The organism is Chitinophaga sp. H8 (assembly GCF_040567655.1).
In the GTDB taxonomy this organism is placed as follows: Bacteria; Bacteroidota; Bacteroidia; order Chitinophagales; family Chitinophagaceae; genus Chitinophaga; species Chitinophaga defluvii.
On sequence record NZ_JBEXAC010000004.1, the window covers coordinates 170,164 to 192,622 of the forward strand.

At 45.9% G+C, this 22,459-nt stretch carries 20 protein-coding genes; 9 read left to right on the plus strand and 11 right to left on the minus strand.

Annotation, left to right across the window (positions count from 1 at the left end):
* Together ABR189_RS29695 and ABR189_RS29700 are read right to left on the minus strand one after the other, a co-directional pair.
* Positions 1-378 (minus strand): hypothetical protein, encoded by a 378-nt coding sequence (locus ABR189_RS29695; RefSeq protein WP_354664167.1) that lies wholly within the window; start codon positions 376-378, stop codon positions 1-3.
* Between the two features lie 47 nt (positions 379-425).
* Positions 426-1,292 carry a DUF899 domain-containing protein gene (locus ABR189_RS29700; protein WP_354664168.1) on the minus strand — a complete coding sequence of 289 codons (867 nt, stop codon included), beginning with the start codon at positions 1,290-1,292 and terminating at the stop codon, positions 426-428.
* Between the two features lie 137 nt (positions 1,293-1,429).
* Between ABR189_RS29700 and ABR189_RS29705 the strand changes: the two genes are divergently transcribed.
* The 4 genes from ABR189_RS29705 to ABR189_RS29720 all read left to right on the plus strand — a co-directional run bounded on the left by ABR189_RS29705 (position 1,430) and on the right by ABR189_RS29720 (position 5,772).
* Positions 1,430-2,407 (plus strand): GlxA family transcriptional regulator, encoded by a 978-nt coding sequence (locus tag ABR189_RS29705; RefSeq protein ID WP_354664169.1) that lies wholly within the window; start codon positions 1,430-1,432, stop codon positions 2,405-2,407.
* 175 nt (positions 2,408-2,582) lie between these two features.
* Positions 2,583-3,413 (plus strand): YitT family protein, encoded by an 831-nt coding sequence (locus ABR189_RS29710; protein ID WP_354664170.1) that lies wholly within the window; start codon positions 2,583-2,585, stop codon positions 3,411-3,413.
* Between the two features lie 357 nt (positions 3,414-3,770).
* A complete protein-coding gene (locus ABR189_RS29715; protein ID WP_354664171.1) occupies positions 3,771-4,895 on the plus strand; it encodes an acyltransferase family protein in 1,125 nt (374 codons plus the stop codon).
* A 91-nt stretch (positions 4,896-4,986) separates the two neighbouring features.
* Positions 4,987-5,772 (plus strand): SDR family oxidoreductase, encoded by a 786-nt coding sequence (locus tag ABR189_RS29720; protein WP_354664172.1) that lies wholly within the window; start codon positions 4,987-4,989, stop codon positions 5,770-5,772.
* Positions 5,773-5,852: 80 nt separating this feature from the next.
* On the opposite strand, the gene ABR189_RS29725 is transcribed toward ABR189_RS29720, so the two are convergent.
* Together ABR189_RS29725 and ABR189_RS29730 are read right to left on the minus strand one after the other, a co-directional pair.
* The gene (locus ABR189_RS29725) at positions 5,853-7,640 is read right to left on the minus strand and encodes a TPM domain-containing protein (protein WP_354664173.1); all 1,788 of its coding nucleotides are present in this window, start codon (positions 7,638-7,640) and stop codon (positions 5,853-5,855) included.
* Between the two features lie 9 nt (positions 7,641-7,649).
* Positions 7,650-8,297, minus strand: coding sequence for a hypothetical protein (locus ABR189_RS29730; RefSeq protein ID WP_354664174.1), 648 nt, complete (start codon positions 8,295-8,297; stop codon positions 7,650-7,652).
* Between the two features lie 273 nt (positions 8,298-8,570).
* Between ABR189_RS29730 and ABR189_RS29735 the strand changes: the two genes are divergently transcribed.
* On the plus strand, positions 8,571-9,485 hold the full coding sequence (locus ABR189_RS29735) for a YihY/virulence factor BrkB family protein (protein ID WP_354664175.1): 915 nt from the start codon (positions 8,571-8,573) through the stop codon (positions 9,483-9,485).
* Positions 9,486-9,488: 3 nt separating this feature from the next.
* Here ABR189_RS29735 and ABR189_RS29740 read toward each other — a convergent pair whose 3' ends face one another.
* The 4 genes from ABR189_RS29740 to ABR189_RS29755 all read right to left on the minus strand — a co-directional run bounded on the left by ABR189_RS29740 (position 9,489) and on the right by ABR189_RS29755 (position 13,925).
* Positions 9,489-9,896 (minus strand): hypothetical protein, encoded by a 408-nt coding sequence (locus tag ABR189_RS29740; RefSeq protein ID WP_354664176.1) that lies wholly within the window; start codon positions 9,894-9,896, stop codon positions 9,489-9,491.
* Positions 9,897-10,006: 110 nt separating this feature from the next.
* Entirely contained in the window at positions 10,007-10,837 is an 831-nt protein-coding gene (locus ABR189_RS29745) for an N-acetylmuramoyl-L-alanine amidase (protein WP_354664177.1), read from the minus strand.
* Positions 10,838-10,910: 73 nt separating this feature from the next.
* Positions 10,911-11,513: an LURP-one-related/scramblase family protein gene (locus ABR189_RS29750; RefSeq protein WP_354664179.1), complete on the minus strand. Its 603-nt coding sequence runs from the start codon at positions 11,511-11,513 to the stop codon at positions 10,911-10,913.
* Between the two features lie 123 nt (positions 11,514-11,636).
* Positions 11,637-13,925, minus strand: a complete 2,289-nt coding sequence (locus ABR189_RS29755; protein ID WP_354664180.1) for a GH92 family glycosyl hydrolase — start codon at positions 13,923-13,925, stop codon at positions 11,637-11,639.
* A gap of 223 nt (positions 13,926-14,148) precedes the next feature.
* Here ABR189_RS29755 and ABR189_RS29760 point away from each other — a divergent pair, with 223 nt between their 5' ends.
* Together ABR189_RS29760 and ABR189_RS29765 are read left to right on the plus strand one after the other, a co-directional pair.
* A complete protein-coding gene (locus ABR189_RS29760) occupies positions 14,149-15,024 on the plus strand; it encodes a lysophospholipid acyltransferase family protein (RefSeq protein ID WP_354664181.1) in 876 nt (291 codons plus the stop codon).
* Positions 15,025-15,058: 34 nt separating this feature from the next.
* Positions 15,059-16,066, plus strand: a complete 1,008-nt coding sequence (locus ABR189_RS29765) for a fatty acid desaturase family protein (protein WP_354664182.1) — start codon at positions 15,059-15,061, stop codon at positions 16,064-16,066.
* Positions 16,067-16,119: 53 nt separating this feature from the next.
* Here ABR189_RS29765 and ABR189_RS29770 read toward each other — a convergent pair whose 3' ends face one another.
* Positions 16,120-17,016: an aldo/keto reductase gene (locus ABR189_RS29770; RefSeq protein WP_354664183.1), complete on the minus strand. Its 897-nt coding sequence runs from the start codon at positions 17,014-17,016 to the stop codon at positions 16,120-16,122.
* A gap of 219 nt (positions 17,017-17,235) precedes the next feature.
* On the opposite strand from ABR189_RS29770, the gene ABR189_RS29775 reads away from it, so the two are divergent.
* Both ABR189_RS29775 and ABR189_RS29780 read left to right on the plus strand, forming a co-directional pair.
* A complete protein-coding gene (locus ABR189_RS29775; protein WP_354664184.1) occupies positions 17,236-18,786 on the plus strand; it encodes a S41 family peptidase in 1,551 nt (516 codons plus the stop codon).
* A 90-nt stretch (positions 18,787-18,876) separates the two neighbouring features.
* On the plus strand, positions 18,877-19,809 hold the full coding sequence (locus ABR189_RS29780) for a DUF4421 family protein (protein WP_354664185.1): 933 nt from the start codon (positions 18,877-18,879) through the stop codon (positions 19,807-19,809).
* Positions 19,810-19,816: 7 nt separating this feature from the next.
* On the opposite strand, the gene ABR189_RS29785 is transcribed toward ABR189_RS29780, so the two are convergent.
* Both ABR189_RS29785 and ABR189_RS29790 read right to left on the minus strand, forming a co-directional pair.
* Complete coding sequence (locus tag ABR189_RS29785; protein ID WP_354664186.1) at positions 19,817-20,275, minus strand: VOC family protein; 459 nt, start codon at positions 20,273-20,275, stop codon at positions 19,817-19,819.
* Between the two features lie 173 nt (positions 20,276-20,448).
* Entirely contained in the window at positions 20,449-22,395 is a 1,947-nt protein-coding gene (locus tag ABR189_RS29790; protein ID WP_354664187.1) for a M1 family metallopeptidase, read from the minus strand.
* Positions 22,396-22,459: the final 64 nt, after the last annotated feature.

Consider the following 22,459-nt stretch of genomic DNA (forward strand, 5'->3'; position numbering starts at 1 on the left):
TCACACCCGCACAATCATATACAACAGCCATAGTACAGCAGTGCCTGCAACGGTAGGCCAGTTCAGCTGGTACACCAGGGGCTGCGCCGGTGAGGACAGCCGCCATCCGGCATCCCTTTTTAAGTTTACCCTGTTTAATACCAGGTATAACAATGATCCCAGGCAAAGCACCATCAGACCGGTACGGAGATAGGTAGCTGCAGTAACAGAGAGCCCCAGGCCAGTGCCCAGCGCTATATAAGCAGCAAAACAGATGGGGCATTTAGGTAAAAGTGCCAGGATGGCCCCGGGAAGGACCCACCTGGCAGCCTGCATCAATTTCCGTAAGAAAGTAGGGCGGGCAGTATGGCCTGCTATTGTAGTCTGTGAATTATTCATTTTACTGCCGGAGGGTGATACACCTGTTCTGCAGCAGTGGCAGCTGCTCATGATTGTTTCCCCTCCCCTTCGCTACAGCAGGTACGCGGCTTTTTGCCGGCCCGGTATCGTCCGGTAGTATCTACAAAACCATCGTCGTCATATTTGTCGTGATGCCTTACCCAGTCGGTCAGGTTTTTACTGGGCCCATTTTCATTACGACCTTTGGGGGTGTAATCCAGGTAATTGTAGGTACCTATCAGCACCTCATCTGCATTGCCATAAGAAGAATAAGTATGGAAGATATTTCCAGCCTCATCCTTATAGAATACATTATGGCCCGACATTTCCTCGCATTGCAGCTCTTTATAATCGCGGAGGCCATAGTTATAAAATACTTTGCCCGAAGCGATCTCTTCCTGACGGAAGGATACGTGATAGTCGTAGTTAAAGTCATTGTTATAGGCCGACACCCATCTGAACTGCCATCCCATCCGTTTTTTAAACGCATCCAGTTCAGGAAAGGGAGCACGGGATACTACAACCAGGGAAACATCATGATGTTCCAGGTGTACCAGTGCCCCGTCAATATGATCGGAGGTAAACGAGCAGCCCACACATCCCTCTTTCCATCCCGGACCAAACATAAAATGCTGGATGATCAACTGGCTGCGGCCCTCAAAGAGATCTGCAAGAGATACTTTGCCATCGGGTCCTTCAAAAACGTATGATTTATCCACTATTTCCCAGGGCATATCCATCCGTTGCTGGTTTACCTCATTACGCAGGCGGGTGAGGGTCCTTTCTTTTATGAGCAGTTTTAAACGGGCATCCATCCATTCATCCGGTGATACAATCCAGGAGGGGCGGCGGTTGTCATCCATTTCCCTGTAGGAAGCTTCCCCTCTAAAACCAGTTGATTCATTGGGATTCATGATTTGCGGGTTTTAATGTCTTACAAATCTCGACAAGAAAAACAGGAAGAAAGGTGTGTGGTTGTGCCGAAATTGGGGGGTTTTTGTGACAGGATAATTAGCTATATTCGTGATACAACCATAATACTCCAAAAACCATGATGCAGATAGCCTTACTTGTTTATGAAGAAGTGATCCAGTCTTCTGTTTCCAGTGTAATAGACATTTTGATGGGATCCAACCAGTTTTTAGAACGGATGGGTAAACCACCCATGTTTAATGTAGAGCTGGTGAGTGAAAAGCTCCGGAACATTCAACTATATGCCCCTGCGCAGCTGCTATGTCACAAAACCATCAGTGAGGTGGTAGAGGCAGATCTGATCATTGCCCCTGCGTTTCATGGAAGAGCTGAGATGGTATTGGAGAAAAACCATGTGCTGGTAGACTGGATCCGGAAAATGCACCGGACAGGCACAGAAGTGGCCAGCTTATGTTTTGGCAGCTATTTCCTGGCAGAGGCCGGGCTACTGGATGGCAAACCCTGTACCTCACATTGGTCAGTGATAGATGATATGAAACAACGCTATCCTGAAGCCGAAGTACTGGCAGATATGGTTATTACAGAGAAAGAGGGTATCTATACCAGCGGAGGGGCTTTTTCCTCGCTCAATCTCATCCTGTATCTGATTGAAAAGTTCAGCGGCCGGGAAACCGCCATCTGGGCCAGCAAAATGTTTTCTATTGATCTGGACCGGGTAAGCCAGGCGCACTTTGCTATATTTCAGGGGCAGCGCCAGCATGAAGACGAAGAGATTTTAAAGGCACAAACCTATATAGAACAGCATTATCACCTGCCCATCTCCATAGAGCAGATTGCCGAGCAGGCCAATATGAGCAAACGTAATTTTATACGCAGGTTTAAAACAGCCACCTGTAATACACCATTGGAATACCTGCAGCGGGTAAAGATAGAATCGGCCAAGAAAGCGCTGGAAAAGAACACCCAGAATATCAGCTCCCTGATGTATAATGTAGGATACAACGACATAAAGACCTTCCGCAATGTATTCAAACGGGTAACCGGGCTTACCCCCCAGGATTACCGCCGGAAATACTGCCGTATGGAAGCCGTATAACACCCTTTCAGTTGCCGTGTGCGTACCTGCGTAGGCAACAGTGATCATTTCTATATTATAACTATGATTTAGTCCTTTGCAATCAAAATTGCTATGTGTGGGAGAACCCCTAATTTTGCAGCACTATCTGCTTACCTGCAACGCACATACACCATTATAACTATAGATCTGACAAATGAAAGAGCATGTAAAGAATGTACTGCTGATTATCGTAGGAGCCCTGATTTTTGCTGTAGGCATTAATTATCTCGCCATCCCCAATAAGCTGTCTGAAGGCGGTGTGATAGGGATTACCATTGTTACTTATTATTACCTGGGATGGTCGCCGGGTATTACCAACCTGGTGATCAATGCCATCCTGATAGCCGCCGGATATAAATTACTGGACAAACGCAGCACCTTTTATACCCTGCTGGGCATATTATTTTGTTCGCTGTTTCTGTACCTGACGGAAAACCAGCTGGCACCGGTTACCAGTAATCCTCTCCTCGCCGCGGTATTTGCCGGGTTGCTGGTGGGGATAGGTATAGGGTTGGTATTTCTGTCCGGCGGCACTACCGGAGGTTCTGCCATTGTGGCCAGGATGTGCCAGAAGTATTTTGGCTGGAGTCTGGGTAATGCCATGCTGATCTTTGACGTGGTGGTTATCGCAGGGTCTGCTTTCGTTATCGGGCTGGAAAAAACGATGTACACCTTCATTGCCGTATATATTGGCGCCAGGGTGATAGACTATATCGTAGATGGCCTCAATACCAAAAGAGCCATTACTATTATCTCTGAAAATACGGAAGCCATTTCTACCAAGATCACTCATGAAATGCAGCGGGGCGCCACCATCCTTCATGGCCATGGCGCTTATACCAAATCCAGGAAAGATGTGCTCTATGTGATCATAGGCAAGCAGGAGCTGATGACATTAAAGGCCCTTGTTCAGGAGGCAGATCCGGAAGCATTTGTAGTGATCCATGAAGTACATGAAGTATTGGGAAGGGGGTTTTCCAAGTAGGTGGTTTTCCGCCACTGCTAACGGTTGGCAGCCGGAAATACCTATTTCTAGGTATTGTACCGGTAGCATGATTCAGCTACTTTTACACAGCCTCTCTGATAACCACTTACCGGTAAAATGAAGACCAAAACGATCACGATACTTTACGACACGGATATTGCAGTTTAACTTTTTATAGCCTGTAAACACACATTTCCAGGCGATAACCCCAGGGGCTGTTCTGTACGAACGGCCCCTGTTATTTTAAAAGTGACAGAAAAGATTTGGATTTAGCCAACCGGCACCTTATATTTAAGACCTTATTCAATCGATTTTCATTCCTTACCATCTTATCAATCAAAATTTAACTTCGGGTAAATGAAACAGCCATCACAGCGTTTTTTGCCATTGGATATCTTCCGTGGCATGACTGTATGCTTCATGATCATTGTAAACACACCCGGTGGTCCTGAGTCCTATGGTATCCTTAACCATGCTCACTGGCATGGATGTACTCCTACTGACCTCGTATTTCCTTCCTTTCTGTTTGCCGTGGGTAATGCCATGAGCTTCAGTATGAAGAAATATGAGTTATTGGGTAATGCTGCCGTATTGAGCAAAATATTCAAACGCACCTTTATCATCTTTTTACTGGGCTTTCTGATGTATTGGCTTCCCTTTGTGCGCCCTGCAGCAGACGGAGGACTGGAAATGATCCCTATCAGTGAAACACGTATACTGGGTGTATTACAACGTATTGCTCTCTGTTACTGTATGGCTTCCCTGATCATTCATTATTTTTCCAAAAAATGGGTATGGACCATTTCTGCGATATTCCTTTTCGGCTATTGGGCTATTCTCTGGTATTGTGGCACGCCAGGTGATCAGTATGGCATTCATGGTAATGCCGGTATGGCGCTCGACAAATTTGTGATGGGGGATGCTCATTTATACAAAGGAGAAGGTTTTCCTTTTGATCCTGAAGGTATCCTGAGTACTTTTCCGGCGGTAGTAAATGTCGTAGCAGGTTATTATGCGGGGCTGTTTGTACAGCAGCAGGGAAAAACCACTGCAGGATTAACCCGTTTGATAGTAGCCGGTGCTATATTAATCGTATTGGCACTACTCTGGAATACAGCCTTCCCTATTAATAAAAAGCTGTGGACCAGCTCCTATGTGCTGTACACCGTAGGGATAGACTTGCTGCTGCTCAGTCTGCTGATTTATATTATCGATATTAAAAGTATTACGGGATGGACGGGCTTCTTCCATGTTTTTGGTAAAAATCCGTTGTTCCTTTACCTGCTGTCGGAGGTATTGTTTATTGTCCTCGTCACGATACCTGTGCAGGGTATGAATGCACTGGAATGGATCAATGCCCGTATTTTTCAACCGGCAGCCCCGGGCAAACTGGGTTCGCTGCTCTTTGCGGTTACCTATATGCTGGTATGCTGGAGTGTAGGAAAAATACTGGATAAAAAACGGATTTACATTCGTGTATAACGCCTGAAATAATTTAAAAAACGGCTGTTCCCTGATAGGAGCAGCCGTTTTTTATGCGCGCAGGTAGCAGTGAATGAATTAATTTAGCAGTATGGAACTCTCATTAAAAGGCAAAACAGCACTGGTATGCGGCAGCACCCAAGGCATAGGGCTGGCCACGGCGATAGAGCTGGCACAGGCAGGTGCTACCTGCATCTTACTGGCACGGAATGAAGTGCGGTTAAAGGAAGCGATCTCCCAGCTGGATGTCAATAGCGGGCAGGAGCATGGTTTTATCGTGGCCGACTTTAAGGACCCTTTATCTGTGCAGGCAGCAATAACGCCGCTCACTACGGCGGGGCCTATTCATATCCTGATAAACAATACCGGCGGCCCGGAGGCAGGGCCTATTGAAGCGGCACAGGCAGCTGCCTTTACCGCTGCCTTTGAGCAACACCTGATATGTAATCATTTACTTGCCCAAGCCGTTATTCCGGGCATGAAAGCCGCCGGATATGGCCGGATCATCAATATTATTTCCACCTCTGTAAAGGCACCCATTAAAAACCTGGGCGTCTCCAATACGGCCAGGTGGGCTGTAGCAGCATGGTCAAAAACACTGGCCGGAGAGCTGGCACCATTTGGTATTACGGTAAATAATGTACTGCCAGGTTCTACAATTACCGGCCGGTTAAAAGCTGTTATTACTGCCGGTGCAAAAGCGAGAAACGTTCCGGAAGCAACGGTGGAACAGGAATGGCTGAATGAAATTCCGATGAAGCGGTTTGGAGAAGCCAGCGAAATTGCTGCACTTGCTGCCTTCCTCGCCTCCCCTGCTGCCAGTTATATTACCGGCACCAGCATTCCCGTAGATGGTGGTAAAACACCGGTAGTTTAAGCACCAAATACAGGTTGCAGTCAGGGGAAATATAACCATAGAGAAAACCACCCCGCAGTTATTGCCGGCAGCAGTTATTATTACCAGCTGCTGCTGGCACCACCTCCACCGGAAGAACCACCACCCCAGCTGGAAGAACTGGAAGATGAGCTGGAAGAACTTCCCCCGCTGGAGGACTTACTTTCTTTGGGGATGGTGTATTCATACTTGTCGTTATGTGAACAAAACCCGCAAACATAATATAGGTGGCCATATCCCTCCGAGCTGGTAGTAGCTCTACGCACCACCTGATCTTTAATCATCTGATAAGTTTTATGCGCACATTTCGGGCAGGAAGCTACCTGGGAAAGTATATTCGGATAATCCAGGATCAGTTCACCATCGCAGGCGGCACACTCCCACACATCATAATCTACTGACATCAGGTCTTCTTCCACTACCTGGTATTTCTGTAAAAATTTATTGTCTGTTGCTTCATCCATCAGCACCATAGGCTTATGGCAGGACGGGCAATCAAAAGGTCCGGAACGCAGCCTGACCATCTGGCGTTTAACCGCTTTCATATATGGTAGCAGGAAGGGCAAAGGGAATGCATAGCAGGCTTTGTCCAGGTAACGGTGTGCCAGATTAAGCGTCTGGTACCGGGTATGCTCATCGGCACCTGCCAATAGCGGGCGGATGCGTAAACGTATGATCAGCACGGCCACATGTACAAATAGCGTTAATGCCAGGTAATAACAGATGATCACGGTTACAAAGTTGACCCACCAATAAGTATAACGGTATATCAATGTAAAGATCCCGAAAGCCATGCCATTCACCAGCAACACACCCCAGGCGCCCAATGGTAAAAATTCGTTGGGCAGATCTCTCATGCTCACCGGCGTATCAGGATCTGAAGCGCTATGCCGTTTCCTGGCTTTCCGGCCAAAGGCTACTGTCATAAAAGCACTGGAGAGGATAAACCCAAACACAAAAGCAACAAATGTTCCTATACCAGGCGCACTCCTGGTGCGGGATACATGGCTCCCCCTTTCTTCCTCCTGCGGGTAGTTATCTGCAAAGGATTGCGGTGCAACCGGACCGGGAGGGTCTATACCGATAGGCTCATCTGATAATGCCCCCGGGCGATCACTTATTATACCCGGTTCAACAGGCGCAGGATCACTGGCTGGCAGGGAAGGTGCAGGTATAGGTGACGGCGGGGCGGGTACTGGTTCAACAACTGGTGGCGCTGGCTTTCCCGGTGTCATGAGAGAGGGGTCATTTACCGCTACCGGCCCATCCATAGGGCCAGCACCCAGTACGTAATTGCCGGTATGCAACAATGCGATCACCGACTCCACCCCTTGCATAAAAGCAGCATCCACCTCTCCATTCCGGATATGTGGGATCATGTATTCCTGCTGGATACGGAAACAGAGTATGTCCGGCATATCACCTTCCAGCCCATAGCCAGTTTCAAATACCAGTTTGCGCTGGTCTTCCACCATGAGGATCAGCAAGCCGTTGTTCTTCTCCTTATCTCCAATTTTCCAGTAATTAAATAGTTCATGGGCAAAATCGCGGGGATCATGCTCGGCAATAGTACGCAACAGTACAACGGCCACCTGCGCTCTCCCCTCCTGGTCCAGGCTGGATAAAGAGGCGTTGATGTTCGCTACAGCTGATGCAGATAATAAGTTATCAGGATTGCTGATATAGCCCCCATCCATTTGCTTGGGATCTGGCACATCTTTTACGGAAAAGGCTTTTTTATCTCCCTGGCAGGCAGTGCCGGCAAATATCAGACAAAGGAATAATAGCAACGGTAAGCCATACCGGCTATAACGGTTATCAAACGATGGTAGCAGTAATGGTAGGTGCATATGTAAACATTAACAGGGAATAAAGTTTACCAGTCGTTCCAATTTCCCTTCTCTGAAAAATAATAAAATTGAACTATCACTGTCCTTATTCGCCGTATCCCGCAGTTTTATTTCTTCGGGGGTACCTTCGTACTCAGCCTGTTTTACCGCGTGGGGAAACAGGCGTATAATATCTGCAAGGGTGGTATGTCTGTTTAGGGTAACTCCCTTGTAGGTAATAAAGTTGTTCCCCGTAAAAAATATTTCACCCAGCAGTATGGAGTCTTTAAATATTTCGAATGTGGAGCCGTCTTTAAATAAATACTGGAAATCTTCTTCAAAACCGGCGGCACAGATATCATTATAGTTGGGGGTGATAATACTATCCGGCTTGCCCCATAATGCTTCAAATTGCCGGAGATTGGTGTTCAAATGTAATTTATTATTTAATAAAGCGTGTTCAATCTGAAACACCTCAATACTATCCCAGGGTATATTTTGCCGGTATTCCGGTTGTTTGGCCCAATCATCCTCTACGATATCTATTACTGCAGGTGTATTATCTCCTGCCGATGCCCTGACTACAAAATGTTCCTGGTCCTCATTTCCTCCGTTACGTTGCTGGCAGGCACTCATACCCACCATTAGTATGCAAAATGCAATAGCGCTTAGCTTCATTAACCCCTTTGATTTATAATGCTGATTCCGTTGTTATTCGTACAGCCAGTCCATGTTATAGAAAATGGCAGGTGCTAATTTATATAAAAAGTCGGGGAGTTTAATCAGGGCTTTTTGAAAAAAGTGTATCGCTGCCTGTGGCTAAAAAACAGGCAGCCTTTTTGGCTGTTTATTGAAATATGCTTTCCTTTATCTGTGGTGCGCATTTTGCAGGTCATATTATAAGGAAGCTTACTGCCAGGAATACTGGCTGGCTATGAACAGGTTAAAACGATGAGAACAGTTACTTTCCGGCAATTATTTATCCGTTTATTTAAAGACTCTTTCCAGGAGTTTACCAAAAATGATCCGCTGCGGCAGGCCGGAGCTACGGCTTTCTTTACCACTTTTGCGCTACCCGCCATATTAATCATCATTATCCAGCTACTGGGGTTGATTGTTGATCCCAAACAATTGAGTATACAGCTCTTCCACAATATTTCCGGTATTATAGGCAAGGAAACCACGGTACAGCTGGTAGAAACCCTGAGAGCACTGAGAAAGGTATCGCAGAACTGGGCCATTACCATAGGAGGTTTTGTGTTTTTGCTGTTTGTTGCCACCACCCTTTTCAGGGTGATTAAAAGTTCACTTAATCAGATCTGGAAAGTGCGGGTAGTAAAAAAGCAGCGTTTTGCAGCCATAGCCCGATCGCGGTTCAAGGCTGTCATGATCATATTTTCCGCAGGTGTGCTTTTTATCATTGGTATCCTGGCGGAAGGTGCTCAGGCTTTCCTCGGTAATTATATCCGCAATGTATTACCTTTTCTGGCTGTTTATTTCAACACCTCTTTAAACTATCTTATTTCCGTCATTACTGTAACGGCCTGGTTTGCGCTGGTATTCCGTTTTTTGCCAGATGGCAGGCCCACCTGGAAAATCGGCATTACAGGTGCCTTTGTCACCAGTATCCTTTTCAACATTGGCAAGTTCATTCTGGGATGGCTACTTACCTATAGCAATATCAACACCATTTATGGCGCTTCTGCTTCTACCGTATTATTACTACTGTTTGTATTCTACACCTCTATGATCTTTTACTTTGGAGCAGCCTTTACCAAAGTATGGGCAATATACAAGCAGGAGCCTATTAAGCCTTTACCACATGCCATCCACTACCAGATCATGGAAGTGGATCATGAGTCATAGGTATTATTTTGCCTCCACCAATTTTTTTATTTCAGCTTTACAGGCTTCGATGTTTTCCCAGATAATCTTGTCTTCACAAAGGACACCTTTGTATTTGAGGGAGATCTTTCCTTTGCGGAGTGTGATTAAATAATATTCGTCTGCCGCAGGAGAGTTTTCCCAGGTGATCTTTCCGCCTCCTTCAATACCTTCCGCCATTTTATCTTCAATAACCGCTTTTATTTTTTTATACAGGCTATCCGGAAAGTCAAAAGACACGTCTGTTTTAACCTGGCAGGTATCGGTAAAGGCATATTCACTTCCGGCAGCGGTATTATGCGGGATATTATCGGCATGTGATAAGGGAGCAGTAAACAGGGAAATACTGGTGGCCAGTACAGCCAACAACAGCAAATTAAGGGATGTTTTCATGGTAAAAAGGATTTAAATAATGGTAGCGAACGTGGAACAAGTGAACTTATTATTAAAATACCATATTTACCTGACAAAAACAACTATTTCTTTTGGGTGAATCCCCCTGGCTACTGGTATTTAGCAGCCAGGTTATACAGGATTTTTTTATCCGCTTCGGTGAACAGGGTAGTGCTATCCTGCGGAATAAAATGACGTTTAAAGGCCAGCTTAGCAGCGGTAGTGTCTTTCAGGTCATATCCCACGATACGCAATGCCTGCAAAGTATTGAAGGGTTCCGGCAATACGACCCCGGTAGTATCTCCATACCACATTCCAAAGCCTTTTTCAGCCAATTGCTGCCAGGGAAAATACGCGCTGGGATCTACTTTTCTGCCAGGCGCAATATCACCATGTCCTATAAAATTGGCTGCCGGAATATTGTACCGGTGCTGCAGCGTATCCAGCAGTAGGGTGAGGCTGCTGATTTGCTGTGACGCAAAAGGTTCGGAGCCGTTATTATCCAGTTCGATGCCAATGGAGGAAGAATTGATATCGGTGAGGTTGCCCCATTTAGCAGCCCCACCATGCCAGGCACGGAGATAGTCATTCAGCATATGATGAATGGTACCATCCCTGCAGATGACATAGTGCGCGCTTACCTGTGTACGTACCAGGGTAAACGTTTTAAGGGTTTGCTCACAGGAGTTTTGTGCAGTATGATGGATGATCACAAAATTAGGTTTGCGGAGGTTAAAATTCACCGTACCTACCCAATAAGGATTTAAGGGCACACCATTACCATTCACCGCATCCGGCTGCTGCCGTAAAGATCCGGCGTAGGCCTTTACCTGTTGTTTGTATGATTTATTAGTGGCCGCATAAGGATTTCCGGCGCAACCGTACAATACAACGCCCAGCAGCAATACTACCGCCAGGCGCCCATAAATATATTTTGCCATGTTGATATGCATTTTACTATTAACCAATGAAACAGGTGCAGGGGCAAATAGCAGTAGTGTACTAAAAGTACGCTTATTTCGCCTCTTTCAGGATCATATCAATAGTGATGGCACCTGCCACTATTGCCATCTTATTAATATCCTCCGGGCATTCTTTGGCAATGGTAACCCGGTATTTATCCGCAGTTGTAAATGTTTCCTGCAAAACACCTGCCCATTTTTTATTAATAGCCCCCAACTGCCTTTCATTACCATCCGTAATGTTGAAGTTCCATGCTTTCCAGTCGCCCTGTATTTTGGCCAGCACCACATTGTTGGTATCCACAATATGGAATAAGGGTTTCAACATTTTAAACTTTTGCTGGATGCCTCCCACTTCCTGTCCGCTACTATTACGTATGACAATTTTGGACATCCAGAAAGTCCATCCTCTTTGAATGGTAGCCACTACCTGCTCATCCATATTGACGATGTTGAGTGTAAAAGGGAACATCGCCTTACTGAGAAACAAACGGAATACTTTGTGCCAGAAAGGAACCACCTGGGTAATGTTACCTATCTGGATACCTTGCTGATCAAATACCTTATAATTGTTGGAAAATTTGAGCAGTCCTACTTTTTCGTCTATAAAGTAGTCATCACATTTAAAGAAAGCGGGTAAACTGTTATGTTGCATACGCACGAAGATATAAGTATTTTTTCTGCTAAGATAATGGGGAATAAAAAATCCCTGGCTGTAGCAGCCAGGGATCATCACAGATGCTCCGGAGCCAGGTAGCTGTCTCCCCCTTTATCTTTCCTACTGTTTTTCGTTTGAAAAGGAATAAGGCGCCTCACTATCCTTTGTGCCTCTTTGTTTATTGGGCATATCCTGCATGTCAAAATTAATCACGGCGCCTTTCATGAGGTCCTGGTGATCGATCCAGTTATTAGTATATACCTTACCGTTAAGCTGCATACTTTTGATATATTTATTAGCCTCACTGTTTTGTGGTGCGTTAATGACCACTTGCCTGCCATTTTCCAGTTTAAGGGTGGCTTTCTTAAACAATGGTGCCCCCACTACATACTGTTGGGTACCAGGGCATACCGGGTAAAAGCCCAACGCACTGAATACGTACCAAGCGCTGGTTTGGCCGTTATCTTCATCGCCGCAATACCCGTCAGGATGTGGTGTATACAAGCGGTTCATCACTTCACGGATCCAGTATTGGCTTTTCCAGGGCACCCCAGCGTAGTTGTACAGGTAAAGCATATGCTGAATGGGTTGGTTACCATGTGCATACTGGCCCATATTCATGATCTGCATTTCCCTTATTTCATGGATTACGCTGCCATAATAGCTATCATCGAATACAGGCGGCATATTAAATACAGAGTCCAGCATACTTACAAATGTTTCCTTGCCACCCATCAGGTCCATTAAGCCTTTGATATCATGAAAAACGGACCAGGTATAATGCCAGCTGTTACCTTCGGTAAAAGCGTCCCCCCATTTAAATGGGTTGAAGGGCGTCTGAAACTTACCATCCTTATTACGGCCACGCATCAACTTAGATTCCGGGTCAAATACATTGCGGTAGTTCTGGCTCCTTCTGGCAAATTTTTCTATTTCAGCTTTAGGTCGCTTTAACGATTTAGCTAACTGATAAATAGTAAAATCATCATAGGCATATTCCAGTGTACGGGCTGTATTTTCATTTACATCTACGTCATAGGGAACATAGCCCAGTTCATTATAATACTTTACACCTTTACGGCCCACAGAGCTTACCGGCCCTTCATGTTCCGTATTCTTTAAAATAGCTTCATAGAGTGTATTAATATCATAACCGGTGCCCCCTTTCAGGTAAGCATCTGCGATGATTGAAGCAGAATTGGAACCTATCATACAATCGCGGTGACCAGGACTAGCCCATTCCGGCAACCAGCCACTTTCCTTATAAGCATTTACCAGTCCTTCCTGTATGTGTGCATTCAATGTAGGATACATGATATTCAGGAAAGGGAATGCAGCGCGGAAAGTGTCCCAGAAACCATTGTCGGTAAACATATAACCGGGTAATACCTGACCGTTGTAAGGGCTGTAGTGCACGACTTGCCCTTTAGGGTTCATTTCATAGAACTTGCGGGGGAACAGCATCGCACGATACAGGCAGGAATAAAAAGTGCGCACCTGTTCAATAGTACCACCCTCTACCAATACGCGGCCCAACTCTTCATTCCAGGCGGCTTTTGCTTTTTGTTTTACTACTTCGAAGTTGTCTTTTCCTATTTCCTGCTGCAGGTTTAATTCGGCCTGTTCCGGGCTGATAAAAGAGGAGGCTACTTTTACCTGTACCTGCTCTCCTTTACGGGTAGCAAAGCCTATCACAGCTCCTACGTGATTGCCTGTAACATCCAGCGTACCTTCTTTTAACGCTTTATTATTCCAGGTAGCCTGGTAAGTGAAAGGTTTATCAAAATACAGTACAAAATAGTTCTTAAAGTTTTTCGGTACCCCTCCGCTATTTTTGGTAGTATACCCTACGATCTTACCTTGCTCTGGTATGATCTTTATGGAAGAGCCTTTGTCAAACGCATCTACCAGGATATATGCCTTTTCCGTTTGAGGAAAAGTAAACCGGAAACGGGCGGCCCTTTCTGTAGGCGTGATCTCTGTGGTCACATCATGATCTGCCAGGTATACACTGTAATAATACGGTTTGGCAATTTCAGATTTATGGGAAAACCAGCTGGCACGGCTATCTTCATCAATTTTTACGGTGCCGGTAAGCGGCATGATTGCAAATTGTCCGTAGTCATTGATCCAGGGGCTGGGCTGGTGCGTTTGTTTAAAGCCCCTGATTTTATCCGCATCATAGGTATACGCCCATCCATCTCCCATTTTCCCGGTTTGTGGCATCCAGAAATTCATTCCCCAGGGGCAAGCCACTGCCGGATAGGTATTACCGTTGGACAGGCTGGGTTTGGAGGCAGTACCCATCAGTGGATTGATCCACTCTACCGGGTCGGTGACTTTCTCCACAATTTGTGCCTGGACAATACTGGTTCCCATTACCAGTAAAGCCGTTATCGTTTTTCTCATAGCTTAATAATATCTCATTAAAACAACTAACAATACAAGTCCCTAAAATACAATATTGACAGGATGCAGCAATTAAAATTTGTCCTTTACGGGCCTGGCTTGCTGGCGGCAGGATACAATCATTAAGAAAAATTAACATTTTATGGTTATGAAAAGTGCCTGATAAAGGATAGATTTACAGCTTTTGCTTTTGGACCTACAGCCAACGTAACACTGTTTTGACTTGACATTGATATTGTATTATTTAGTTTTACCGGTTATCTACCTGATATCCCTGCTGCCTTTCCGCGTGCTTTACCTGCTCTCTGATGGCGTTTATGTGCTATTATACCATGTAATAGGGTACCGTAAAAAGGTAGTACTTGATAACTTACGCAACTCATTTCCTGAAAAAAGTGAACAGGAAATCCGGCAAATCTGCCGGGAATTTTATCATTATTTCTGTGATTTGTTCCTGGAAACTTTTAAAACGCTGACAATCAGCAAAGAAAAGATGCTGCGGCATTGCAGCTTCCATCCGGATACAGTTGCCCTTTTTGAGCAAATGGCAGCAGCAAAGAAAAGTGTAATCCTGGTAATGGGCCATAAAGGGAATTGGGAATGGGCAGGAAATACCTTCAGCATAGTTTGCCCGCAACAGCTGTATGTGATTTATCATCCGCTGGCCAACAAACACTTTAACGGGCTGATGTATAAAATGCGTACCCGTTTCGGCACTAAGTTAATTGCCATGCAGGATACCTTCCGCGACATGGTATCCAACCGGAAAGAAGTCAACGCCACTGCATTTATTGCCGACCAGGCCCCCAATCCTAAAAGCGCGCAGTGGCTCACCTTTATGCACCAGGATACGCCTGTATTTACCGGCACAGAACGGATTGCACAGAAAATGAACTACCCGGTAGTATACGTTTCTGTAGTACGTGTCAAAAGGGGATATTATACGGTGTATGCTGAAGTGTTAATTGGCGAACCGGCCTCCACTGCAAATGGGGAAATAACAACCTCCCATACACGAAAACTGGAAAAAGATATTCATGCGCAGCCTGCTACCTGGTTATGGACGCACCGGCGCTGGAAACATAAAAGAGAGCTGTAAGTATACACCATTAAAATAATCTGAAAAGTATTTTATGCTGGAAGGGAAAGACCTGATATTGGCTACAAAGCCTTATGCAAGTGAATTTAGAGGAAAAAGCTGGTTATACACTTTATCAACGCTTTGCTTTTTGCTGTTGGCGTTAACAGCTACTTTGCTGGCGCCCTATCTTCTCCTGAAGATTGCAGCCAGCATTTTATCTGGCCTGCTGATTGTCCGCATGTTTGTGATCTATCATGACCATCAGCACCATGCCATTCTGTACAAATCCAAGCTGGCTGATGTGATCATGGCCATTTTCGGTATTTATGTGCTGGCACCCACCAGCATCTGGAAACGCTCCCATGATTACCACCACAAGCACAATTCCAAATTATTCAGTGCCAGTATAGGCTCCTATCCGATTGTAACCAGGAAAAAATTCCTGTCTATGAGCAAAGCGGAAAAACGGAGCTATCTGTTTACCCGGCATCCGCTCACCATTCTGTGGGGCTATTTATCCATGTTCCTGGTAGGGATGTGTATTAATTCTTTTCTGAGCAGCCCACGTAAGCATATGGACTCTCTGCTGGCCATTATTATCCATCTTACTGCCAGCATAGCTGTTTACTGGTTACTGGGATGGCAAAGCTGGTTACTGTTTATCTTCATTCCCTTTTTTATCGCCTGTAGTATTGGCGCTTACCTGTTTTATGCCCAGCATAATTTTCCGGGGGTAACTTTCAGTGACAATGAAAGCTGGAGCTATGACAAAGCCGCCATGCTTTCATCCAGTTATATGGTCATGCCTCCCCTGATGGCCTGGTTTACCGCCAATATCGGCCACCATCATATCCACCACCTCAATGCCCGTATACCTTTTTACCGCCTGCCGGAAGTCATGCAAGGTATTCCGGCCCTGCAAAACGCTAAAACCACTTCCCTGAAACCCAAAGATATCTGGGCATGTTTTCAGCTGAAAGTATGGGACCCGGAAATGAATCAGATGGTAGGCATTAAATCTAAAAAGCTGCGTGCCTTGAGCTATGAGCTACGAGCTTAAGGCAGGGAGTGGGTTAAAAGAGCTTTCAGCTAAAGGCTAACAGCTATTTTATGCTACCGGTGTAATTCATAAGTATTAGCAGGTAATGATTCCGCCAGGTATCTCCGGTCCATTTCCGAAAGCGGGGGCATTTGAGCGGTAGCCAATGCATCTTCCAGTTGCGGCATGGTACGGATACCTACTACCGCAGAAGTAACGGCCGGATGCTGTAATACAAACTGTAAAGCAGTACGGGCAGGGTGTCCCGCCGGTCCGGCGATTTTCCGTAGTGCCGCCGCCGCATAGCGGACTTCTTTCTCCGAGTAATTCAAATAAGGTACCGCCGGCTTATCCACCAGCAATCCACCAGCCACGCCTCCCCTTACCAGTACCCCAATACCATGTTCCTTCAGCAGGGGCAGGCAGCTTTCTTCGGGACGGCGGTCCAGCAGGCTATACTGCATCATTACACTAACAATATTGGAACGGCTGATATACTCCCGTATTACATTAGGACGGATAGAAGAAATCCCATAGTACCGGATCTTACCTTGCTGTTTCAGCAATTCAAAAGCGGAGATGGTTTCATCAATCGGATCATCCATTGTTCCTCCATGGAGCTGGTACAGATCGATATAATCGGTTTGCAGCCGGCGCAGGCTGCCTTCCACGCAGGATAAAATGTATTCCTTACGGGGGTTCCAGTCCCAGCCACTACCATCTTTCCGCCACTGGTTGCCAGCTTTGGTAGCGATAATTACCTGTGCCCGCTTACCCTGGAAGGCTTTTCCCAGCAGTTCCTCATTTGCCCCTTTCCCATACAGGTCGGCGGTATCAAAGAAATTAATCCCCCTATCCAGTGCTTCGAGCAACAAACGGGTATCTTCCACCGGAGTACCGGTAAGGGACATTCCCCCAAAGCTGATTTCACTAATTTTCAGGGTAGATTTACCTAATACACGATAGTTCATTATACATCATTTTAAGATCTTAAAGAGATGGTTATCAGGGGATGCAGCGCGTTTTGACTGCCACCCGCCAGTTAAAGGTACAAAGCCTCCGGCTATCCGGTTTATTTATCAGGATTGTTCCATTTTACTTAGATTTGGGGAAGTCTGTTGTTTTAAGGCTTCCTCCAAACTATAAATTCGGGATAAGCGTTAATATATCTAGTTCCTAATGTACTTTATATGCCAATAAGAATTTCGTCGAGCGTTGCAAAAGTTATGGTGAGCCTGGTACTGGCAGGCGGATTATTTACAGCCTGCCGCAAAAAAGAAGTCGCCGACACTGGCACCAATCCACCTTCCGGTAACGGTACCCCTAAATCGGATGAAGATTCCCTGAAATACCTGATGTATAACATCATGCAGGTAAGCTATGCTGACGGGGGCCGTAATACGAGCTTTGACCTGCCTACCTATTACTGGTATCAGCAGGTACCTAAAACAGATCCTTTTTCTTCCAGCTTTGCCAAGGCGGAAGACCTGCTGACATCTTTGATCAGCTATCCGGTGGATGCCGCTAAGAACAAGATAGACCGTTACAGCTTCCTGGACCGTACCGGTACCTTGTCGAACAAACTGATCAATGGTATTGTGGGACAAACCCAGGCCGATGTAAAAGGAGATTTCGGACTTCAGGCTACTTATACGAGAAGCGGGCAGCTGATCGTGCTTTATACGGATAAGAATTCTCCTGCCGGGCAGCAGGGTATCCAACGCGGATGGGAAATTACTGCGGTGAATGGGGATAGTAATATCTCCTATGATAACGGAGGGGCCAATACCAAGAAAGTAGAAGCAGCGCTGTTTTCGTCCAACCAGGTAACCCTTGCTTTTAAAGCACCCGGTGGGGCCAATATGGGTACTTATTCGCTCAGTGCCTCCTCTTACAACATTAATCCGGTATTGTTCGACACGGTATATACCGTCAATAGCAAGAAGGTAGGCTATTTTGTTTTTTATACTTACGCCAGTCCTTTCGCCAGTAATGGCGCCCCTACCACTACCAAGCTGGAGCTGGACAGGGTATTTAATAAGTTTTCTGATGCAGGCATACGTGACCTGATTGTAGATCTGCGGTACAATGGCGGAGGCTCTGTGAGCACTGCCCAGTACCTGGATAATGCCATTGCGCCTGCTGCTACGAAAGACAAGAAGATGTACAACTATATCTACAATGATAAGCTGTCGGCCAATTTAAGCGCTTCCGGCCTCCCTGCAGGGATTAATTTTGCCGGCGGGGGTAATCTTCAACTGAATAATGTATTCTTTATAGTGAGCGATAATACCGCCTCTGCCAGTGAGCTGACGCTGAACAATCTGAAGCCCTATATGAACGTAAAACTGGTGGGCGCCAAAACCTATGGCAAACCAGTAGGCTTTATCAGTTTCAATATTGCGGCCCATGATGCTACCGGTACCCGTAAATACCTGGCAGACCTGTACGCTATCAACTTTGAAACACGCAATGCCAATAACGAAGGGGGCTACTTCAGCGGTATTGACGTAGATCATCCTGCGCTGGATTACGTAGACGTTCCCTGGGGAGCGGCAACCGACGATAACCTCAAAGGGATATTTGCCTATATTTCTTCCAATGGTACCTTTCCTGCTCCTACTCCCGGCGCCCGTATGGCAGCCCCTGACAACAACAGGGTAGCCCTTCCCGGCGCATTACGGTTAAATAGTTTTAAAGATATGGTAGACTACCAACTAGGAAAGCAATTGCAAAAATAAAATGACACCCATTTACTGTACTGTCATACCTGTCGCTTTTCTTAGCAAAAAAGCCTGGTACATTTCCTGTCACATTGTTATCTTGCGGCAATGTTGAGCTTGTTATACATGACATTTCACCTGATGGTAACGGATAGTGTTCCAGCGAAGCCAGCCAACATTGTGGAATTCCCTTTAAAAAGCAGGGTAGAATTATTTTCAGTGCGGAACCGGTATGAGTTCAGTAAATCTCCTTTTGGATTTAATACCAGGGACTATTCGGGGCTACGCCCCAAAAATGAGCTGTATGTAGGTGTGTATGGTCAATACAGGTGGATTGGACTGGCATATAGCCGGAATGTGTATGGCCGTAAAAAGGATGCCAATGGCAATGAAATCAAGGCCACTACGATGGGGCTTTCCGCAATAGGTGATAAATGGGGAGGGATTGGTACGTTTCATAGCTACCGGGGATTAGCGATGGTAAACCGGCGTAACGAAAAAGAAGTGATCTACCCCAATCTGAAGTTCCGGGAATTAGCAGTGAGTATTTATCATGTGCTAAACGGCGAGGATTTTTCCATGCGGGCAGCAATATCCTATAGTGCCCAGCAGATGCGTTCTGCAGGGTCTTTTTTTATATGGTTACAATTAAATGGCCAGCAGTGGAATGCGCTGCCCTCTTTACAACAGGATAGTGTAAGCATTCCCATTGTAAAAGATGATGCTCCCTGGAAGAATGTTATCAGTGCAGTACCACAGTTAGGTTATGGCTATAATGTAATTTTTGGCACCAAAGGATGGGGCGCCAGCATTTTAATCCATACCGGTGTAGGCCCGGCTGTATTGTGGTCTGAACATGAGCCCAGGCAGTTTAAAGCCTCCTGGGCCCTGGGTGCTGCCGCACAAGTGGGCTATAATGGCCCCAAGTGGTATACTTACCTGCATGCAGATGAGAATTGTCAAAGCAGGATAGGCTTCACCAATCAATCCTTGTATATGGTGATGCAAAACGTTTTGCTCACCATAGGCCTGCGCTTGTAATGTATGCCTATTCCCTGGCATCATTAAACTCCAGCCAGTAGCCATCAGGATCCTGCAAATAAATCTGCTTTACCCCATCTACCCTCACAGTAGGTGTTTTGCCCGTACCGGCCCAGTTGGTAAAATCTATTTTATGCTTATTCAGCACTTTGATAAATGCATCTACAGACGGGATGCTAAAACAAAGGTGGGTATTTTTGTCGTGAGGGATGGCAGCTTTGGCCCCCTGAATAAGATGCAGGTGGCTCTTTTCTGCAATGCGGAACCAGGTATGCTTGCCATCATGAAAAGGCTCAGGAATGGTATCTATGCCTACAATATCCCTGTAAAAAGCAGTGCTTTTCTGCAGATCCACTACATACAATGCAATGTGATTCAGCACCGGCCTTTGCTGTGCACTGGCTTTTTCCTGTGTTCCCAGCAGGCTGGCACCTGCCAATAAACAAACGATCAGTAATTTTTTCATAAAACAATATACACCGCCCTGTTTATACTGTCAAGTACTTTCTTGCAGACAATAAGGGGACAAGGGATTGTAAACGTGATGGCATATCATCCGCGGGGATGCTCCCATAAAAAGCGGGGATATCAATAATGATATCCCCGCTACTATTATTTCATTCCGGCCAGCCGGTGTTATTATTCTGCAGCTTTCCAGGTATTATTTGCCGGATCTACATCCGGAAAGTCATGGTCCGGATCGATCACTACTTCGGTAAGCGGAGAAGTAGCGGCATATCTGAAAGTCCAGGTACCGCCACGCTGCCATATTTCCACTGGCAGTTTCACGGTGCTGGTTTTACCATTAACTTCTTTAATCGCTATTACTACCGGCATCGCCATTTGTTCCAGGTTAACGATCGTGATCAATGCGCCTTTGGCAGGATCATTATCCACGTATTTTACGTCTTTGACACCCTGATCCAGCTTCCAGCTATTGAGGAACCAGCCCCGCCAGAACCAGCCCAGATCTTCCCCTGCTGCATTTTCCATGGTACGGAAGAAGTCGTTGGGTGTAGGATGTTTATATGCCCAGCGTTTGATGTAAGTACGGAAAGCATAATCAAAACGCTCTTCTCCCAACACCTGACTGCGTAATAAGCGCATGGCCATAGCAGGTTTGTAATAGGCCCCTACCGCCAAAGCACCTGGCTGTATTACTTCGGGGCTGCTCATCACCACTTCCGAAGCAGGGCCGAGAATAGCATTTGCTGCCCGCTGTGCATCCGGCCTTTTATAAAACTCCCCATTGTTGAACGCTTTGGTACCAATTTCATTAATGAACGTATTTAATCCTTCATCCATCCAGGCATATTTGCGTTCGTTAGAACCCACCAGCATCGGGAACCAGTTGTGTCCAAATTCGTGATTGGTGACAAACCACAGTCCATCCTTCCTGCTTTTCCAGCTGCAAAATACAATACCGGGATATTCCATTCCCCCTACGATACCCGCCACATTGGTAGCTACCGGGTAAGTGTATTCATACCAGCTTTTGGAATCATGTTCAATACATCCCTTTACAAATTCAGTAGAGCGGCTCCAGGCATCCTGCCCTGCACTTTCTACCGGGTACAGGGATTGTGCCAGTGCTTTTTTGCCACTGGGTAAATCTATTCTTGCAGCATCCCAGATAAAAGCGCGGGAAGCGCCCCATGCAATATCGCGGGCATCTTTGCAGGTAAAATGCCAGGTAAGATTTCCCCTTGCCGCCGTATTCCCTAATTCTGTACTGTCTCTGATAATGACAGTTTGCGCACTGTTTTTAGCTTTGGTATAACGGCTTAACTGTACCGGAGTTAATACCTGGGCCGCATTCACCAGTTCTCCGGAACCTGCCACTATTACGTTGGCCGGTGCTGTAACGGTGTAATCAAAGTCGCCATATTCCAGGTAAAACTCTCCTGCTCCCAGATAAGGTAAGGTATTCCAACCCAGTACATCATCATATACAGCCATCCTCGGATACCATTGTGCCACTTCATACACCCAGCCATTTTTGGTGAGCACACGGCCCATACGGTCGGTACCATATAATGGTATCTCAAACGCATATACTATTTTTATTTCAATAGTACCTCCGCTGGCTTTCAAAGCCTGTGGCAGGCGTATTTGCATACGGGTATCATTGATAATATAATCTGCCTCCTGTGTTTTTCCGTTCTGGATAAGGTGAACAGATTTTATTTCGTTTCCTTTTGTGAAGGTCTTGTTCGCATAGCGTCCACCACTGACCAGCGCAGTAGCTTCCCCCCTGGAGTCCTGCTGATATACGTTCTGGTCCAGCTGTAGCCAGAGGAAAGGTAATTCTTCCGGGCTGTTGTTTTTATAGTTGATAATCGTGGTACCGGCTACGGTATGTTGTGCCGTATCCAGGGTTACGTTAATTTTATAGTCGGCGCGGTTTTGCCAGTATTTAGGTCCCGGAGCACCGCTGGCACTACGGTATTCGTTACCATCAGACTTATAAAATAAAGGGTCAAATACTTCGTGCTGATTATACCTGGAAGTAGTTTGGGCAGATGCAGCCTGCACGCAGCAAGCCGTTAGCCATAAGGCTGTAAAAATGATTTTGTTGTATCTCATGCGATTCAGAATAAAAAAGCGCCAATAAAAGCTCGTAAATATAGAATGATCCGGCTATTTAACC

What these genes read in the sequence shown, in the direction of transcription:
- ABR189_RS29695 (WP_354664167.1), bottom strand. Translation starts at nt 378, where the DNA reads ATGAATAATTCACAGACTACAATAGCAGGCCATACTGCCCGCCCTACT.
- ABR189_RS29700 (WP_354664168.1), bottom strand. Translation starts at nt 1,292, where the DNA reads ATGAATCCCAATGAATCAACTGGTTTTAGAGGGGAAGCTTCCTACAGG.
- ABR189_RS29705 (WP_354664169.1), top strand. Translation starts at nt 1,430, where the DNA reads ATGATGCAGATAGCCTTACTTGTTTATGAAGAAGTGATCCAGTCTTCT.
- ABR189_RS29710 (WP_354664170.1), top strand. Translation starts at nt 2,583, where the DNA reads ATGAAAGAGCATGTAAAGAATGTACTGCTGATTATCGTAGGAGCCCTG.
- ABR189_RS29715 (WP_354664171.1), top strand. Translation starts at nt 3,771, where the DNA reads ATGAAACAGCCATCACAGCGTTTTTTGCCATTGGATATCTTCCGTGGC.
- ABR189_RS29720 (WP_354664172.1), top strand. Translation starts at nt 4,987, where the DNA reads ATGGAACTCTCATTAAAAGGCAAAACAGCACTGGTATGCGGCAGCACC.
- ABR189_RS29725 (WP_354664173.1), bottom strand. Translation starts at nt 7,640, where the DNA reads ATGCACCTACCATTACTGCTACCATCGTTTGATAACCGTTATAGCCGG.
- ABR189_RS29730 (WP_354664174.1), bottom strand. Translation starts at nt 8,297, where the DNA reads ATGAAGCTAAGCGCTATTGCATTTTGCATACTAATGGTGGGTATGAGT.
- ABR189_RS29735 (WP_354664175.1), top strand. Translation starts at nt 8,571, where the DNA reads ATGAGAACAGTTACTTTCCGGCAATTATTTATCCGTTTATTTAAAGAC.
- ABR189_RS29740 (WP_354664176.1), bottom strand. Translation starts at nt 9,896, where the DNA reads ATGAAAACATCCCTTAATTTGCTGTTGTTGGCTGTACTGGCCACCAGT.
- ABR189_RS29745 (WP_354664177.1), bottom strand. Translation starts at nt 10,837, where the DNA reads ATGGCAAAATATATTTATGGGCGCCTGGCGGTAGTATTGCTGCTGGGC.
- ABR189_RS29750 (WP_354664179.1), bottom strand. Translation starts at nt 11,513, where the DNA reads ATGCAACATAACAGTTTACCCGCTTTCTTTAAATGTGATGACTACTTT.
- ABR189_RS29755 (WP_354664180.1), bottom strand. Translation starts at nt 13,925, where the DNA reads ATGAGAAAAACGATAACGGCTTTACTGGTAATGGGAACCAGTATTGTC.
- ABR189_RS29765 (WP_354664182.1), top strand. Translation starts at nt 15,059, where the DNA reads ATGCTGGAAGGGAAAGACCTGATATTGGCTACAAAGCCTTATGCAAGT.
- ABR189_RS29770 (WP_354664183.1), bottom strand. Translation starts at nt 17,016, where the DNA reads ATGAACTATCGTGTATTAGGTAAATCTACCCTGAAAATTAGTGAAATC.
- ABR189_RS29775 (WP_354664184.1), top strand. Translation starts at nt 17,236, where the DNA reads ATGCCAATAAGAATTTCGTCGAGCGTTGCAAAAGTTATGGTGAGCCTG.
- ABR189_RS29780 (WP_354664185.1), top strand. Translation starts at nt 18,877, where the DNA reads ATGTTGAGCTTGTTATACATGACATTTCACCTGATGGTAACGGATAGT.
- ABR189_RS29785 (WP_354664186.1), bottom strand. Translation starts at nt 20,275, where the DNA reads ATGAAAAAATTACTGATCGTTTGTTTATTGGCAGGTGCCAGCCTGCTG.
- ABR189_RS29790 (WP_354664187.1), bottom strand. Translation starts at nt 22,395, where the DNA reads ATGAGATACAACAAAATCATTTTTACAGCCTTATGGCTAACGGCTTGC.